A 16,081-nucleotide genomic window follows, 5' to 3' on the forward strand; every position below is an offset into this window, starting at 1 on the left:
AGGCGCACCGGCCCGCCGCCGGTGCCTTGCGCTTTCGCGCAAGGCACCGAGACAGCGGACCGGGCCTGAATTCCGCACGCGGCGGCGGGGCAATGCCAGGGATGCCGCCGCGCGGGATCAGTCGTTAGCTGCGCTTCTCGGTCGTCACCGGCTTGGTCGCGTCCGGCTGGGCCTTCAGCGACTTCTTGGCCGACAGATGCTTGTGGTGATGGCGATGCGTCCGCACGATCTTGTGCTCGTCGGGCGTGACCGCGGCGTTCGCATTCATCGTCTTCGACTTGGTGTCGACCTTGGCGTCCGCCTTGACGTCGGCGGCCTTGGTGTCGGCCTTGACGCCGGCATCCGGTTTCGCGGCGGTGTTCGACACCTTGGTCTGGCTCTGGTCCGCCTTGATCACCGGCGCGGTCGTGGTGGTCTTGCCGGCCTCGGCGGCGAAGGCCGGGGCTGCGATCACCGAAGCTGCGAGCAAGGCTGCGGAAATGGTCTTCAACATGGTTGGTCTCCTCTTGGAAGGATCTTCAGGCGGGCGCCCTCTCGCCAACCCTTCGATCGTAGGTGGGAGCCTAGGCCTCGCGCGCTGAACCCAGTCTGAAGCCGGTTGCAGGCTTCCGTTCATCTGGATGACAAGTTTGTCATCTGCCCAGGGCGAATAGATCGTGCGAAGCGGGAATGTTTTCGCCCGTTGGGTGTTCCGGTCTTCGGGCAATCGTGTAGGATCGCCACGTTCCATACGGGAGAACTTAGATGCGCAAACTCTCAATGCTTCTGCTGCCGGGGCTCGTTTCCATGACGCTCGCAGCCGGGCCGGTGCTGACCAGCGCCTATGCCGCGGGGAGCGACGAGCCCTCGTCGCCGCCGAAGTCGGACACTTCGACCAAGAAGGGCAAGAAGAAGAGCTCGTCCGTCAGCGATCCGAAATTCCTTGCTGCCTATCGCACCGCCTACACCACGATCTACGACAATCATGACTACACCGGCGCGATCGATCAGTTGAAGTCGCTCAAGCGCGACGAAGTCGCCGACGTTGCCAATCTGATCGGCTATTCCTATCGCAAGCTCGGCGACTACCAGTCGTCGAAGGTCTATTACGAGCTGGCGCTGAAGGACGATCCGAACCACGTCCGCACCTGGCAGTATTACGGCCTCTGGCAGCTCGAGCAGGGCAACCGCGAGCAGGCGCAGTATCACCTGAACAAGATCGCCTCGCTCGCCGGCACCGACAGCTCCGAGTATCGCTCGCTTGCCGCGGCGCTGGACAAGCCGACCGGCGCGACGCTCGTCTACTAAGCCATCCCGTTTCCGAACGACGCGAACCGGCACAACCTAGGGGTTGTGCCGGTTCTGCTTTCTCGGCTAGCCTCGCGCACCAATCCTTCCCTCGCAAATCGGTGCGCAATGGACACGTGGCTGCGATCCGCGATCGACTACATCAGCTCCTGGATCGAATTCCAGCAGACGACAATCCAGCAGCCGGGCGTCATCGTCGCATTCGCCCATCGCGGCGAGGTCGTCGCCGAGCATGCATTTGGCGTTGCCAATCTCGACACCGGCGAAAAGCTCACGCCGCGCCACCGCTTCCGCATCGCCTCGCACTCCAGAGTTTTACCTCGGCTGGCATCATGAAGCTGCGCGAGCAGCGCAAGCTTCGACTCGACGATTCCGTTGGGCAGTATGTCGGCGGCCTGCATCCGCGCGTCGCCGAGACCACGATCGCGCAACTGCTCTCGCACAGCGCCGGGCTGACGCGCGACGGCGCCGATTCCGGCCAGTTCATCGATCGTCGTCCGTATCTGAACGCGGAGGAGTTGCTCGCGGAGCTGAAGCTACCGACCGCGATCGAGCCCGGCACGCGCTTCAAATATTCCAATCACGGCTTTGGCCTGCTCGGTCTCGTGATCGAAGCGGTGACGAAGGAGCCCTACACCGCCTGGATCAAGCGCGAGATCATCGAACCCGCGGGTTTGCGCGAGACCGAGCCGGACGCGCCGCTCCCCAAAGGTGCGGCGTTCGCACGCGGTCACACGCGAAAAGTGCCGCTGGGCGAGCGCTGCGTGATCCCCGGCGACAATCCCACACACGCGATGGCGTCCGCCACGGGCTTCGCCGCCACCGCCGCCGATACGGCGCGTTTCTTCGCGCAGCTCGCGCCCAACGCAAGAAAGAGCGTGCTGTCGGTCGCCAGCCGCCGCGAGATGACACGACATCATTGGCGTATCCCGCAGAGTTTCGAGGCCTATTACGGCTTGGGCATCGGCGCCGGCAAGCTCGACGGCTGGGACTGGCTCGGCCATGGCGGTCACTTCCAGGGCTATATCTCGCGGACCTGCGCCATTCCCGCCTGCGAGCTCGCGATCAGCATCATCAGCAACTCCATCGACGGCGCTGCGCCGTTCTGGATGGACGGCGCGATGCAGATCCTGCGAACGTTCAAGACCCGCGGCGCACCCGACCGGCGCGTACGCGACTGGACCGGCCGCTGGTGGACGATCTGGGGCGCGACTGACCTCGTGCCGATGGGCGACCGTGTGCTCATCGCCAACCCGCAGTTCAACAATCCGTTCATGGATGCCGGCGAGATCGAGGTGACCGGCCGCGATACCGGCAGGATTGCCGCCGCCGCCGGCCATTCAAGTCATGGCGAGCCGGTGCGCCGCGTCCGCGATGCTCGCGGCAAGGTCAGCGACATCTGGCTCGCCGGCGCCAACGTCAAGCCTGCGAGCGTCGTCGCCCGCGAGATCGCGCGCCAATATCCACCGCGCAAGCGTCGGCCTACTCCCTGATCAATCCCTCGACCTCGCCACGAAGCGCCTGCCGCGAGCCGTCGCGCGAATAGAACATGTGGCCGCCGGGATAGACGACGAACTTGATCCGCTGCGTCGCGAAGGCCGGCAACTGGTCGAGCACCCGCTTGGATCCGAAATAGGGCGTGGCGAGATCGAACAGGCCATGCGCGACCAGCACGTTCAGCTTCGCGTCGGCGGCGAGGACCTGCCGCAGATCCGACACCGACTGCGGCGGGTTGATGCCGCGGCCGAAATCCCACTGCCCCTCGACGGCGCCGTTGAGGACTTCATAGGAGCCGTCCGGCCGCCAGTTGAGCTTGCGTGTCAGGACGTCCACCGCGGCGCTCGTCAACGGCGCCTGGAGCGCGTCGCCCGAGGGATCGCCGAAACGCGAATTGCCCGAATCCGGATAGGGATCGAGGCCGCGGACAGAGGCATCGTAGCGTCCCGTCACCTTGCCGTTCTTGCGGTCGAACTCGCGGCGGAATTCACCGATGTCGAAGCGGCCGGCGAGCCTGCGGCTCACCGCCCGGTCGATGCCGGTGAGCTCGGCGACCTTGTCGGCAAGGCGATTGGTGGCCTCCTTGTCGGCCTCGCCCTTGACGAGGTCGGCCAGGAATTCGCCGCGCGCGTAAGCCTCGACGTCGGCGAGATCGGCGCGCTTGACCGGTCCTTTGGCCTCGCGCGCCACCGCCACATAGCTCGGCAGCGTTGCGACATATTGCAGGAGGCTGGTGCCGGTGAACTCGCGGAAGTCGAGCAGCGGCGACACCAGGATCAATCCCCTGACGCCGACGCCGTGCTGGACCTGCAACTGGCGCACCACCTTCGGCCCGCGAATGCCGCCATAACTCTCGCCTGCAACGTATTTCGGCGAGACCAGCCGGTCATGCCTCTCGAGCCAGCGGCGGATCACCAGCGCGATCGCATTGACGTCACCGTCGACGGAATAGAAGGACTTGCGCGCGTCCTCGCCGGTCGCAACGAACCGGCTGTAGCCGGTGCCGACGGGATCGATGAAGACCAGATCGGTGAAATCAAGCCAGGTCTCCGCGTTCGGCTTCACGTCGGGCGAGGCCGATGGCGAAAGGGCTTCGCCATCGAGCGGCAGCCGCCACGGGCCCGCAGCGCCGAACTGCAGCCATGCCGAGGACGCGCCGGGTCCGCCGTTGAACAGGAACGTCACGGGACGCGTCGCGCGGTCTGAACCGTCGAGCTCATAGGATGTGTAGGCGATGTCGGCCAGCGGCTCGCCCTTGCCATCGAACACGCGGATCGAGCCGGCGGTTGCGGCGAAGTTGAGCGTGCGACCGGGCAGATCGAGCGTCTGCTTCGTGGTCGAATCCGAGGGAAGACGGTGCGGCTCGGCGGCCGACGGCGAAGCTTGCTGCGCGCTTTGCGTGCCGCCGCCGCGTCCGCCTTTCTGTCCGGCCGGCGCCGCCGTCTCAGATCGCGGCTGCGGCGGATCGTCCGCACGCGCAAGGCCCGCAAGCGCGAAGGCCGACACCGCCAGCACCAGGATCGCGCGGCTCGGCAAACTCGTGGTCATGATCGTTCTCCCTGCCGGCTGTGAGAGCCCGGCGAGGCCAAAAGCCTAGCGCAAAATTGCGACGGTTTGGGGGATTGTGGACTCGAGGGCGCCCAAGGAGGCCGATCGGGCTCGAAACGACCCGGTTTCGTCCCGAATCGGCAGCCGCCCGTTTGCCTTGAAGGGCGGTCATCCTCGACAATGCAGGCCCGGGTGTATAGACGAGCCCGGCGGAACTTACTCGAGCCAGCGGCCCTGCCCGGAAGCCATGACCAAGCCAGCGCGCTACGACCGGATCGCCTTCGTCGCCAGCCCGAGCAGCGAGGCGCAGGCCGCCTTCGGCCAGCTCACCAGCGACTATGGCAATTGCGACCCGAACGAAGCCGACATCGTGGTCGCGCTCGGCGGCGACGGGTTGATGCTCCAGACGCTGCACCAGAACATGCACACGGGAAAGCCGATCTACGGCATGCACCGCGGCACGGTCGGCTTCCTGATGAACGAATACTCGACGCACGATTTGCGTGCGCGGCTCGAGGCGGCACAGGAGTCCGAGATCAATCCGCTGCTGATGCGCGCGACCGACGTCAACGACCGCGTCCACCTGCACCACGCTATCAACGAGGTCGCGCTGTTCCGTCAGACCTACCAGGCGGCACGCTTGCGGATCCTGATCGACGAGCGCGAGCGGATGCCCGAGCTGATCGCCGACGGCATCATGGTGGCGACACCGGCAGGCTCGACCGCCTACAACCTGTCCGCCCAGGGACCGATCCTGCCGATCAACGCCGCGCTGCTGGCGCTGACCCCGATCAGCGCCTTCCGCCCCCGCCGCTGGCGCGGCGCGCTGCTGCCCAACACGGCCTATGTCGTGATCGAGGTGCTGGAGGGCGACAAGCGCCCCGTCGCCGCGGTCGCCGACCACGATGAGGTGCGCGACGTCCGCCGCGTCGAGGTGCTGTCCGACAAGACCATCTCGATGCGCATGCTGTTCGACCCCGGCCACAGCCTGGAAGAGCGTATTTTGCGCGAGCAGTTCGGGTACTGAGCCCCCTGCCCGGCGCCTTGACCGGCGCTTTGGGACGCCCGGTCGCAACCCTTCGTTAACCCCAGCCACGATATGGTTAACGAAGGTTGACCGCTCTGGCCCAGGCGTCATGTTCCGCATCGATTTCAACAAGCTGCGCTTCCTCGTCTGCGACGACAATCCGCACATGCGCCGCATCCTGCGGACGCTGCTGCATTCCTTCGGCGCGCGCGAAGTCTACGAGGCCGAGGACGGCGCCACGGCGCTGGAAATGTACAGCCACTACGTGCCCGACATCGTCATCACCGACTGGGCGATGCCGATCTTCGACGGGCTCGAGCTCGCGCAGATGATCCGGCAGCCGGAATCCAAGGGCAATCCTTACGCGCCGATCATCATGCTGACCGGCCATTCCGAGAAGCGCCGCGTCACGGTCGCGCGCGATGCCGGAGTCACCGAATTCCTGGCCAAGCCGATCTCGGCCAAGGGGCTCTATCAGCGCATCCTCAACGTGGTCGCCAATCCCCGGCCCTTCATCAAGACCAAGACCTATTTCGGTCCGGACCGGCGCCGCAACACGAACTCCGCCTATATGGGCCCCGAGCGCCGTGTCGGCGAAAAGCACGAGGTGCTGCAGCAGCCCTCGCTGCTCGACAAGGCCCGCTCCACCATCTAGCGCAACGTCTCAGGCGAGGCAGGTATCATGGCGAAGAACAGCGCAAAGGACATCGAGGTCACGGCCTTCGCCACGCATCAAATCATCACGCAGCCCAATCCGCTGCGCAGGGTTCTGCGTCGTGTCGAAGAAAAGGACCTGGACGATCCGGTCAGCCGCGCCGAGCAGGCGCTCGCCGGCCTCGCCGGCGAGTTCAAGGACTGGATGACGACAGAGGTCAACCGCCTGTCCGCCGCCTACGTCGCCATCCGCCATGACGGCTTCACCAAGGACAGGCGCGACGAGCTGTTCCGCGCCGCGCACGACATCAAGGGCGACGCTGCGACATTCGGCTACCCGGCCGCGGCGGGAGTCGCCGAGAGCCTGTGCCGCGTCATCGAGCACGCGCCCGATCTCGAAAGGGTGCCGGCCGAGCTGTTCACGCACCACATCAACGCCATCCTGGCCATCGTGCACGAGAACACCAAGCTCGACAGCATCAGCGTCTCCGCCGAGCTCAGCCGGCGCCTGCGCAAGGTCGCCGACGACTACCTCGCCGACGTCAACCGCGACCGCCCCGAGCACCTTGAGGTGATCCTGGCGCCGAGCATCGTGCCGGCGGAGTAAACACTCTCGCGTCTTGTCATTGCGAGCGCAGCGAAGCAATGACAGAGCCTCAGGCTGCTCCATCGACACGACCAGAACGTAGGGTGGGCAAAGCGAAGCGTGCCCACCAATCAACATGAGCTGCGTGGAGAGATGGTGGGCACCGCGCTACGCGCCTTTGCCCACCCTACGGCGTCTCGTTACGCCGCGATCAGATCGTCATAAACCGGATCGACCGTGTCGTCCGCGACCAGCTCGTCGCAGAACAGCCTTGCCTCTTCGCGCGCAGACTCGGTGGCGAAGCGGCGGAGCAGGACCATCAGCGGCTCGGTGGCGCCGCGGTCGGTCTCGCAATGGGTGAGCACGCGCTCGACCATGCGCCGGCGCAGCCGCACCGCGCCGTCGTCGCTGTCGACGAAGCCCTGCTCGTGGCAGGCATCGAGCGCCACCTGGAACGCCGCAAACGTCGCCTCGGGAAGCCCGGCGCGGCGGAGCAGCGCGTGCAGGCTGTTGCCGCCGCGGTCGTGCAGCAGCGCGGTGACGCGCGCCAGCGGCAAATCGGCGAGTTCAGCCAGCGCGGCGTCGAACAGGTCGAGATTGCTCGACAGCAGCGCGCGCAGGATCAGGCCCGCGGTCAGCTGGCCGGTGACGCGCAAATGATGCACCAGCCCCTGCATGTCCTCGCCGCGCGAGCGCGCCGCGATGTTGATGGTGGAGCGGTCGCGCGCCTCGATGGTGATGCGGTCGGCGCGATCGGCACTCAGCCAGTTCCGCGCGACGACGAATTGCGCCAGCGTCTCGGAGAGCTTTGCCACCAGCGCCGCGCGCGTTGCGGCCGGCAGATCCTCCAGCACCAGCATCGCCTCGCGGATCGCGGCGAGATGGCCGTGACGGTCGACGATGCGGTTCCAGGAGAACGGCGCGAGCTCGGCGTGGGGATTCTCGATCAGCTCGAGCGCTGCCGCTGCGCAGCCGACTTCGGCGATCGCGGCGCAGACCGACACCGGCAGCGCGACGCGGCGCGCGACCGCGCACTGCACCTCGTCGTTGCCGGTTGCGACGATGTCGACGAGGTCCGCATCGATCAGCAGCGGAGAATGCTCGAGCACGGGCAGCGCAACGGTCGGCTGGTCCGCCGACAGCGCCCGCACGATCGCCGCCGGGGCATCCGTGCTGCGCGCAAAAGCCTCGGCCATCGCCTGCCGCACCAGCGGCGAGGGATCGTCGAGCAGCATCAGAAGCGCGCCTTCGGCGGCGACGCGATCGTCATGGGACAAGTCTGAGATCAGCCAGGCCCGGGCCAGTGCCCGTGTTGCCTCGGCCCGCTCGCCGGCGGGCGCCGTCCTGATCCAATTGATGAACTGCCGAACAATCATGCTGCTTCCGGCTTACACAACAAACGAAAATGGTGACGGCTCGTCACCTGCAACACAAAATAAACCACGACGCTTAACAAAGCGTTCACCATAACTGGCTGGTTTTATTGACGTTTTGTTAAGGGAACCAAGGCGCCTCTGCATCCGTGCCCCGGACGCGAAAGGCGAAATGTCAGCTCGAGAACGTGCCGCTGCGATCGCTGAAGAGATCGAGCGGCTGCGGCGGCCGCACATCCGGCGTCGCCGATGCGACCGAGGTCGCGGGCGCGACCGAGGTGAGCGAGGCGTTGTTGCCCCACAATTTCTGCACCGTCGTCGAGACCGGCTGCGTGGCGTCGCCGGGCTGATAGATCGAACGGAATGCCGGCGTGATCGGCGTGTTGTCCGCGACCGTCATCGAGGATGTCGCGCTCACCGGCGTCACGCCGCGCACATCCGGAAAGGTCTGGAGATAAGCGGCGTTGTCGATCACCGGCGTGGTAGGCAGCACGGCATTTGCACTCGCGACCTGCGTCGTCGACGGCGTGCCGCCATACATCGCCATCGCGCTGCGCGTGGTCTTCGAATTTGCCGCGCTCGCATAGCGCGCGTCCAGCACCGAATAGACTTCAGAGACGCTACGGGCGCGGCCATCCCTGGCGTAGAAGATCGAACGGTTGGCGGATGCCGCGTTGGGAAACAGCCGCGCGCCGACCGCTTGCGGATTGTCCTCGGCATTGGCGATCAGTTTTGCGGCGCCGCCGACGCCCATGAAATGCGCCATGTAGAGTTCGCTGTCGGACGGCCTGCGGCCGAGCAGACCGGTGAGCTTGAAGCTGTTCGACTGCGTCAGCGCCGCCGCCATGCTCGAGGCAGCCTCCGGGTCGTCGCGCAGCTTCATGATCGACCGCTTCGTCACGGGATCGTCGACGGTGTAGGTGCCCGACGAAGTCCTGGTGATGGCGTCGGCGTAGTTGCCATAGCCGAGCTGGGTCCCCGCCTCCTTCACCGTGCCGAGCCAGGTCTGGTCGATGAACTGGTAAAGCCCGTGCGCGGACGATGTCGTGGCCCCCGCCGTCGGATCGAAATCCGATTCCATCTTTGCGGTGGTCAGCATGTATTGGAAGCTGACGCCACTGACGTTCGAGGCCTGCTTGATCGCACCGGCGACACGCGCCCGCGACGGATCGAGAACCGCCGTCTGAGAGGCACTGGAATTGTCGACCGACATGATGAAGTGCCCGCCCCGCGCGGCGTTGAGCGACGCCGGCAATTCGGCGTCCTGTCGTCTCACCGTGAGACAGGTATGGTTAATGCGGGGTTAATTCGGGGATCGCCCCCCTCCCCGAGTCATTCCGGGGCATCGCGAAGCGATGAGCCCGGAATCGATCCAACCCCGCGTGATGCCGCACGATGGATTCCGGGTTCGTGCTGCGCACGCCCCGGAATGACAGAGGGGCTACTTCTTGTAGACCGCGTCCGGATCGAACAGCCTGTCGGCGTCGACAAAGACCAGTTTCGCTCCCCCGTCCTCGGCCTCGACCTTGCGGTAGAAGCAGGACCGGCGGCCGGTGTGGCAGGCCGCGCCGATCTGCTCGACGCGGATCCAGACCGCGTCCTGGTCGCAATCGGTACGCATCTCGACCACGCGCTGGGTCTGACCCGATGTCTCACCTTTTCGCCACAAGGCATTGCGCGAGCGGCTGAAGTACCAGGCCTCGCCGGTCGCGATCGTCTTGCGCAGTGCCTCGTCGTTCATGTGGGCGACCATGAGCACGTCGCCGGTGGCGACGTCGGTCGCCACGCATGTCACGAGGCCGCTTGCGTCGAAGCGCGGCTGGAAGGATATCCCTTCCTCGATCTCATGGGAGTGAGCGGACACAGGAACCTCGCCAGTCAACTCGCGAGGTCAGCGCGTGCCTCGCACCAGGGACAGGAAACGGGCCTGCTCCGCCGGATTGTCGCGGAACATGCCGGTAAAGCGGCTGGTGAACGTGGAAGCGCCATGCTTGGCGACGCCGCGCACCGACATGCAGGTATGCTCGGCCTCGATCAGCACGGCAACGCCGCGGGGCTTCAGGACCTCGTCGATGGCCGCGGCAATCTGCGCCGTCAGATGCTCCTGGGTCTGGAGCCTGCGGGCGAAGATATCCGTCAGGCGGGCAAGCTTCGACAGGCCGACGACGCGCTCCACCGGCGTATAGGCGATGTGCGCCTTGCCGTAGAACGGCATCATGTGGTGCTCGCACTGCGAGGTGAACTCGATATCGCGCACCAGCACGAAGTCGTCATAGCCGGCGGTCTCGCCAAAGGTGCGGTCGAGCACCTCGGCCGGGCATTGGTGGTAGCCCTGATAGAGCTCGTCGAAGGCCTCGACCACGCGGCGCGGCGTGTCCAAGAGACCCTCGCGCTCGGTGTTCTCGCCGATATAGGCCAGCAGCGTCTTCACCGCCGCTTCGGCCTGCGCGCGCGCGGGGCGCGGCTGGTCGGCGCGGACGGCGGCCGCGAGGAATTCGGCTGGGTCAAGCTCGGCCGGGCGGCTCTCAGGCTGCCGGTCGGAGGGCTTGCTCGGGCGGATGGATTTGATCGTAGCGTCCATATCGACTCCGTTCGACGGCCTTGCGGCCGGAGTGTCACCGGCAGACGGGGCGGCAAGCCGCCGGACGCCTGAAGACTACAGTTTTGGCGAAAAAGGTCCGCAATCTCTGACGTCGCCCGCGTGGTCCTGGATCACCACTGCCGGGCCGCTGGACTGTTTTTCCACCCGTTCCGACCCTATATAGGACCCTGGACGGCGCCCGCCAAGGCCGATCCGGTGCGGAAGTGTTGGACTCCATCACATGCTGAACGACATTTATAACAAGCGGATCATCGAGTTGGCCGGGAATATTCCGCGCCTCGGGCGGCTGTCCGCCCCCGATGCCACCGCGACTGCCCACTCCAAATTGTGCGGCTCGACCGTGAAGGTCGATCTCAAGATGGACGGCGACACCGTCACCGACTTCGCCCATGACGTGAAGGCCTGTGCGCTCGGACAGGCCTCCTCATCCATCATGGCAAGTCACGTCGTCGGCTCGACTGCGAGCGAACTCCGTGAGTTACGCGAAACCGTTCGCAAGATGCTCAAGGAGAACGGCGCGCCTCCTGAAGGCAAATGGGAAGAAATCAAGTTCCTCGAGCCGGTGCGCGACTACAAGGCGCGACATGCCTCGACGCTCCTGACCTTCGATGCCGTCGTCGATGCCATCGGTCAGATCGAGGCCAAGGCGAAGCAGCCGGCAACGGCGCAGGGCTGAACCGCCCGCGTCATTCCGGGGCGTCGCAAAGCGACGATCCCGGAATCCGGAGATTACAGCGCGAGATTCCGGGTTCGCGCTACGCGCGCCCCGGAATGACTGCCAAGATTTAAGATCCTACTTCGGCGAGGCCGCGCTCGGCGTCGCCACCCCACCCGTCGGCACCACGGCTTCCGCCGTCTTGGTCGACTTGGCCGGCTGCTCCGGTTCCACACCGAACCTGGCCTGCGTCTTCGGCGCCAGCTCCGCCATGGCCGGCGCTGTGACGTCCACATGCGGCAGCACGTCGGCCACCAGATCCGTCGTCACGAGATTGGTGAGCTTGAGCTCTCCGGTGTCCAGCTCATGCAGATCTTCCCAGGGCGGGACGCTGAGCGCGAGCGACAAAAGATCGCCGGCGCCGCCCATGTCGAAGGTGTATTTGGCGAGCCGGCCGATGTCGCGTTCCACGATCATCAGGTCCTGCGCGCTGTAGCTCGCCGCCTTGGCATCGTCGGCGCGATCGCCCATCCAGATCTGGTGGACCCGGACATGGGCGGCGTCCGGCACGTAGCGCTTCTTGCCGGCCAGCAACAGGAACACGCACATGGATTCGCAATAGGCCTCGGGCGCGACCGCCGGACGGGCCGACTGCCCGCCACGGTTCTGAACGCTGATGCCGACCGTGGTCAAAAGCCCGAGATTGCGGAAGCGCCTGCCGAGCGTGATCGCGTCGTTGACGGAACCGCCGCTGGAATCGAGCACGACAGTGGCGCCGCCGAGCTGGCGCCCGCGCGAAAACTCCTCAAAGTCCTTGGGCGTATCGGCGGTGATGATGCCAACCGCACTGACCCAGCCGCGGCAGTTCGGCTCGCAGGCGACCCAGCTGAACTTCATCGGCAGCTTGCGCTCTTCGAGGGCCGCGCCGGCGTGAGCCTTGGTGCCGGTCGTAGCGACAGCTCCGGTCAGGGCGATGCCGAATGCGGCGGCCCCAAGCACCAACCAGCCGCGACGATCAAGGGAGTTCAGAAGTCTCAATCTGGTTCCTTCCCCAAGCCCCAAAGGTCCCCCAACAATCCCCGGTAGCGCCCTCTGAGTCCATCATACAGGCGTATGTTTCTACACGCGGGCGTCATAAAAATGGTATCCGGGGGAATACAGATCGTCCACAGGTACTTGCTGCACTGCTCCCAAAAAGCACGTAAAATATGGCGCGCAAACAACAGCTTGCTGTTCCCTGCTCGGGAACCGCGCAACACCTCGCTTAACGTCGCAGCAAAGCGCACATGAAGCATTCAGCCTGCGAGCATTGTTCCACTCCCGTCGAGGGCGCGCTTCGCCTCCCGCGCAGATTCGGTCGCGCGCTGATCTGGCTCTACCGCCATACACTCTCGCCGCTGGTCGGCTACAACTGCCGGCATTTGCCGACCTGCTCCGTCTACGGCGACGAGGCGATCGAACGTTTCGGGCTCTGGGCCGGTGGCTGGATGACGCTCGCGCGCCTGCTTCGCTGCAATCCGTTCGGCACGTCGGGCATCGACAACGTGCCCCTCGCCGCGCCGCAAGACGCACGCTGGTATCTGCCCTGGCGCTACGGCCGCTGGCGCGGCGTCAACGCACCCTAAATTTGTTGCGGTCCTTTCTGCATCGCTGCCCTGAGTGGAACCGGAACTTTCTCCTCGCGTTGTTTTGATGCTCCCGCGGGAGGAAACAACAATGCGCTGGAAAATCAGCCCTCATCTTCACTTCAGACTTGGTCCGCATCCCAAATTCAGTCCAAGGGGGCACGATCCAAGAACAATCGATGTGCTCGCCATGGTCGCCCTGCTGGCGCTCGTGCTCGGCTCCGGCTGGTATCTGGCGACGAGCTTGGCCACGCCGCCCAGCAACACGGCGTTCATCGTGCCGAGCCAGAGTGTGCACTGGTAGCTCAGAGATCCAGCACCAGCCGCTCCGCGTCTGATCCGGCGACGCAAACCATGAGATAGCGCTCGCGCTCATATGGCGACAGGATGCGGTCGCGGTGCACGGGCTTGCCCTCGATCCATCCGACCTTGCAGGCGCCGCAGATGCCCCCGCAGCAGGAGGTTGCGATGTCGATGCCTCCTTCCTGCAACGCGGCCAGCATGGTCTGGCCGGCGCGGACCTGGATCTCGGCGCCCGAGCGCGCCAGTGACAGCGTGAAGGACTTTGTGTCGGGATCGATGACCGGCGGCGGCGCGATGAAGCGCTCGATATGGACATTGGCGGCTGGCCAGCCTGCGGTGACCTGCTCGAAATCCTCAGTCATGCCTTCCGGCCCGCAACAGGCGACCAGCGTGTCCGCCCCGCCCTCCCCGATGAGCGCAGCGAGATCAGGACGCCCGGTCCGGGACGTGCAGTGCACGACGACACGGCCCGCTTCGATCAGTGGCGCGAGATGCGCGGCGAGCGGTACCTCCTCGCGCACGATCAGATGCAGCACGAAGCCGGCATCGCCCGTCTGCACGAGGTGCCGCGCCATCGACAGGAACGGCGTCACGCCGATGCCGCCCGCGATGAACACATGGCGCGCAATGCCTGCACCGGGATCGAGCCCGCCGCGCGGCAACGAGACGCCGATCACGTCGCCAATACCGACCTCATCGTGAAGCGCGCGCGAACCGCCCCGCCCATCAGCCTCACGCTTGACCGCAACAACATAGCGCGCATTGTCGGCGGGCTCGTTGCACAGTGAGTAGGTGCGGACAAGTCCGTTCGGCAGATGCAGGTCGATATGCGCGCCGGGCTTGAAGGGCGGCAGCTCCCAGCGATCGGGATCGGCCAGCGTGAACAGTTTTGTGCCTGCCCCCGCCTCCTCGATGCCGGTGACGATCGTCTTGATCGTCGTGATCGGACGCACGTTCATGCCGCGTTCCGCACGGTATCGCCGACCTTGACGACGCCGCCTTGCAGGATCTTGCAGTTCAGGCCGGAGCGATTGATGAGGGGATCGAAGATCGCCTTGCCGGTGATCTCCTCGATATGCCGGCACGGCACCGACAGCCGGGTTGCCTCCAGCAGGGTTTCCCCGAGCCAGAAGCGGCGGCCGACCAGATGGTTCAGCGGCACGCCTTCGACCGTGACGTTGCGCCGATGCTCCTCCGGGCCGAGCTCGATGCCGGCGTCACGCTTGAGCGCGACCAGCGTCTCGAGCTCGAACAGGGTGACCTGCCGGCCTTCTTCCGGCTTGTGCGAATAAAACCCCTCCTCGTTGCCGATCATGTAGCGGTCGCCGTCGATCCCCCGGCCTGCGACGAGCGTGATCGTTTCCGCTGCGCGCATCGGCAGGAACGCACGCGGGGCGAGATGGAGGAAGCGCACCACGCCGGTCCAGCCGAGCTGCGTTGTCGTCTGCGCCGAGCCGGCGCTGATGGTGTCGAGCATGACAAAATCCTTGTGAGAGGCGTTGGCGCGCCGCCGGCAGTGGCGCGCCGCGGGATCAGGTCAGTTCCTTGTTCGCCATTTCCGGCGCGAACGTGGTCGCAGTTGCCGTGATGGCTGCGCAGGCGATCAGCAGCAGCGAGACCGGCCAGGTTGCGCCGCCGCTCCAGGCCATCAGCGACGCCGCGATCAGCGGCGTCAACCCGCCGCTCAGGGCCGCGCCGACCTGAAATCCGAGCGAGGCGCCGCTGTAACGCAGCCGCGCGGAGAACAGCTCGGAGTACCAGGGCGCGCCGATGCCGAACATCACCATCTGACCGAAGGTGATCGCGACCACGATGGTGCAGATGACGACGGCGGGATCGCGGGTGTTGAGCAGCCAGAACAGCGGAAAGGCAAACAGCGCCGAGAACAGGCAGCTCGCATAGAACATCGTCTTGCGGCCGACGAGGTCGGACAGCCAGCCGAACAAGGGAATGGCGAGCAGCGCGACCAGCGATGCGGCGAACGCGCCGTTCAGCACCACCGTGCGCGACAGGCCGAGATTGGCCGTGGCGTAGGACATCACGAACACCCCGCCGATGCTGGCATAGGCGATCTCGGAGATCTTCAGACCAACCGCGGTGAAGAACGGCCTGCGGTGATGCCTGAAGATCTCGACCAGCGGCATGCTTGCGACGTCCTTCTTGGCCTGGACCTGACGGAAGGCCGCGGTCTCTTCCATGTTGAGGCGGATGTAGAGCCCGACGCCGACCAGGAGGATCGAGATCAGGAACGGAATGCGCCAGCCGTAAGTCATGAAGTCGCTTTCCGGCAGGCTCGCCACCAGCGCAAACATGCCGATCGCGGCGAGATTGCCGATGGGATTGCCGACCTGCACCATGCTGCCGAGCAGGCCGCGGCGGTGGGTCGGGCAGCTCTCCACCACCATCAGCACCGCCCCGCCCCACTCGCCGCCGAGGCCGATGCCCTGGAGAAAGCGCAGGCCGATCAGCAGCAGCGGCGCGGCGATGCCGATCTGCTGGTAGGTCGGCAGCAATCCGATCAGGAAGGTGCCGATGCCCATCACCATGATCGTGATCGCGAGCATCGCCTTGCGGCCGACCCGGTCGCCGTAATGACCGAAGATCGCAGCGCCCAGCGGCCGCGCCAAAAAGCCGACCGCGTAGGTGCCGAAGGCGGCGATGGTGGCGAGCGTGGGATTGCCGGCCGCGAAGAAGACCTTGTTGAACACCAGCGCGGTCGCCGTGCCGTAGATGAGGAAATCGTACCATTCGACCGCGGTGCCGATCACGCTCGACCACACGATCCGTCGCAAGCTCGCCGCCTCGTCCGGCGCTACGCTCAGGGTTACGTCGTCTGCCACGGTCATCGATCTCTCCAAAAGGTACCGGCGCCTGGGAAAAGCAGTTGGTTCTGTCGCGGAGCCCATCGGCAGCCGCGGCGGTAA

At 65.6% G+C, this 16,081-nt stretch carries 17 protein-coding genes and 1 pseudogene; 8 read left to right on the forward strand and 10 right to left on the reverse strand.

The features are described from left to right. Nucleotides 1–124 precede the first annotated feature (124 nt). A complete protein-coding gene (locus ACE10W_RS24580; RefSeq protein ID WP_182872006.1) occupies nucleotides 125–493 on the reverse strand; it encodes a His-rich protein BRANT in 369 nt (122 codons plus the stop codon). A 251-nt stretch (nucleotides 494–744) separates the two neighbouring features. On the opposite strand from ACE10W_RS24580, the gene ACE10W_RS24585 reads away from it, so the two are divergent. After that, complete coding sequence (locus tag ACE10W_RS24585; protein WP_182872007.1) at nucleotides 745–1,287, forward strand: lipopolysaccharide assembly protein LapB; 543 nt, start codon at nucleotides 745–747, stop codon at nucleotides 1,285–1,287. A gap of 108 nt (nucleotides 1,288–1,395) precedes the next feature. Then, nucleotides 1,396–2,780 (forward strand): annotated as a pseudogene (locus tag ACE10W_RS24590) (serine hydrolase domain-containing protein). On the opposite strand, the gene ACE10W_RS24595 reads toward ACE10W_RS24590, so the two are convergent. Further along, nucleotides 2,770–4,332 (reverse strand): S10 family peptidase, encoded by a 1,563-nt coding sequence (locus ACE10W_RS24595; RefSeq protein WP_011088262.1) that lies wholly within the window; start codon nucleotides 4,330–4,332, stop codon nucleotides 2,770–2,772. The pseudogene ACE10W_RS24590 and the gene ACE10W_RS24595 overlap by 11 nt on opposite strands. A gap of 247 nt (nucleotides 4,333–4,579) precedes the next feature. Between ACE10W_RS24595 and ACE10W_RS24600 the strand changes: the two genes are divergently transcribed. The 3 genes from ACE10W_RS24600 (at nucleotide 4,580) to ACE10W_RS24610 (ending at nucleotide 6,620) form a co-directional block, all read left to right on the forward strand. Beyond that, complete coding sequence (locus ACE10W_RS24600; RefSeq protein WP_038967522.1) at nucleotides 4,580–5,359, forward strand: NAD kinase; 780 nt, start codon at nucleotides 4,580–4,582, stop codon at nucleotides 5,357–5,359. Nucleotides 5,360–5,468: 109 nt separating this feature from the next. Further along, nucleotides 5,469–6,014, forward strand: a complete 546-nt coding sequence (locus ACE10W_RS24605) for a response regulator (protein WP_011088265.1) — start codon at nucleotides 5,469–5,471, stop codon at nucleotides 6,012–6,014. A gap of 27 nt (nucleotides 6,015–6,041) precedes the next feature. Beyond that, nucleotides 6,042–6,620: an Hpt domain-containing protein gene (locus ACE10W_RS24610; RefSeq protein WP_011088266.1), complete on the forward strand. Its 579-nt coding sequence runs from the start codon at nucleotides 6,042–6,044 to the stop codon at nucleotides 6,618–6,620. Nucleotides 6,621–6,799: 179 nt separating this feature from the next. Here the strand turns inward: ACE10W_RS24610 and ACE10W_RS24615 are convergent, their stop codons facing one another. The 4 genes from ACE10W_RS24615 to folE all read right to left on the reverse strand — a co-directional run bounded on the left by ACE10W_RS24615 (nucleotide 6,800) and on the right by folE (nucleotide 10,553). Then, nucleotides 6,800–7,975 carry a DUF2336 domain-containing protein gene (locus ACE10W_RS24615; RefSeq protein WP_182872009.1) on the reverse strand — a complete coding sequence of 392 codons (1,176 nt, stop codon included), beginning with the start codon at nucleotides 7,973–7,975 and terminating at the stop codon, nucleotides 6,800–6,802. Between the two features lie 172 nt (nucleotides 7,976–8,147). Beyond that, complete coding sequence (locus tag ACE10W_RS24620; RefSeq protein WP_038967526.1) at nucleotides 8,148–9,227, reverse strand: transglycosylase; 1,080 nt, start codon at nucleotides 9,225–9,227, stop codon at nucleotides 8,148–8,150. Nucleotides 9,228–9,413: 186 nt separating this feature from the next. Beyond that, complete coding sequence (gene hisI / locus ACE10W_RS24625) at nucleotides 9,414–9,836, reverse strand: phosphoribosyl-AMP cyclohydrolase (RefSeq protein ID WP_060908026.1); 423 nt, start codon at nucleotides 9,834–9,836, stop codon at nucleotides 9,414–9,416. Between the two features lie 27 nt (nucleotides 9,837–9,863). Then, nucleotides 9,864–10,553, reverse strand: a complete 690-nt coding sequence (gene folE / locus ACE10W_RS24630; RefSeq protein ID WP_011088270.1) for a GTP cyclohydrolase I FolE — start codon at nucleotides 10,551–10,553, stop codon at nucleotides 9,864–9,866. A 241-nt stretch (nucleotides 10,554–10,794) separates the two neighbouring features. Here folE and ACE10W_RS24635 point away from each other — a divergent pair, with 241 nt between their 5' ends. Continuing rightward, nucleotides 10,795–11,250, forward strand: coding sequence for an iron-sulfur cluster assembly scaffold protein (locus ACE10W_RS24635; protein WP_011088271.1), 456 nt, complete (start codon nucleotides 10,795–10,797; stop codon nucleotides 11,248–11,250). Nucleotides 11,251–11,367: 117 nt separating this feature from the next. Here the strand turns inward: ACE10W_RS24635 and ACE10W_RS24640 are convergent, their stop codons facing one another. Next, a complete protein-coding gene (locus ACE10W_RS24640) occupies nucleotides 11,368–12,267 on the reverse strand; it encodes a hypothetical protein (RefSeq protein ID WP_028175874.1) in 900 nt (299 codons plus the stop codon). Nucleotides 12,268–12,515: 248 nt separating this feature from the next. Between ACE10W_RS24640 and yidD the strand changes: the two genes are divergently transcribed. Together yidD and ACE10W_RS24650 are read left to right on the forward strand one after the other, a co-directional pair. Then, complete coding sequence (yidD, locus tag ACE10W_RS24645) at nucleotides 12,516–12,854, forward strand: membrane protein insertion efficiency factor YidD (protein WP_011088273.1); 339 nt, start codon at nucleotides 12,516–12,518, stop codon at nucleotides 12,852–12,854. A gap of 91 nt (nucleotides 12,855–12,945) precedes the next feature. After that, nucleotides 12,946–13,158, forward strand: a complete 213-nt coding sequence (locus tag ACE10W_RS24650) for a hypothetical protein (protein WP_038967523.1) — start codon at nucleotides 12,946–12,948, stop codon at nucleotides 13,156–13,158. 1 nt (nucleotide 13,159) lies between these two features. Here the strand turns inward: ACE10W_RS24650 and ACE10W_RS24655 are convergent, their stop codons facing one another. Genes ACE10W_RS24655 through ACE10W_RS24665 form a run of 3 tightly spaced genes read right to left on the reverse strand, consistent with a single transcriptional unit; the run spans nucleotide 13,160 to nucleotide 16,003 of the window. Then, a complete protein-coding gene (locus ACE10W_RS24655) occupies nucleotides 13,160–14,116 on the reverse strand; it encodes a PDR/VanB family oxidoreductase (RefSeq protein WP_182872011.1) in 957 nt (318 codons plus the stop codon). Then, nucleotides 14,113–14,634, reverse strand: a complete 522-nt coding sequence (locus tag ACE10W_RS24660; protein WP_182872012.1) for an MOSC domain-containing protein — start codon at nucleotides 14,632–14,634, stop codon at nucleotides 14,113–14,115. Before ACE10W_RS24660 ends, ACE10W_RS24655 begins: the two co-directional genes overlap by 4 nt. 55 nt (nucleotides 14,635–14,689) lie before the next feature. Further along, on the reverse strand, nucleotides 14,690–16,003 hold the full coding sequence (locus ACE10W_RS24665; protein ID WP_182872013.1) for an MFS transporter: 1,314 nt from the start codon (nucleotides 16,001–16,003) through the stop codon (nucleotides 14,690–14,692). Nucleotides 16,004–16,081 lie beyond the last annotated feature (78 nt).

It is taken from the genome of Bradyrhizobium sp. B025 (assembly GCF_042257955.1).
In the GTDB taxonomy this organism is placed as follows: Bacteria; Pseudomonadota; Alphaproteobacteria; order Rhizobiales; family Xanthobacteraceae; genus Bradyrhizobium; species Bradyrhizobium diazoefficiens.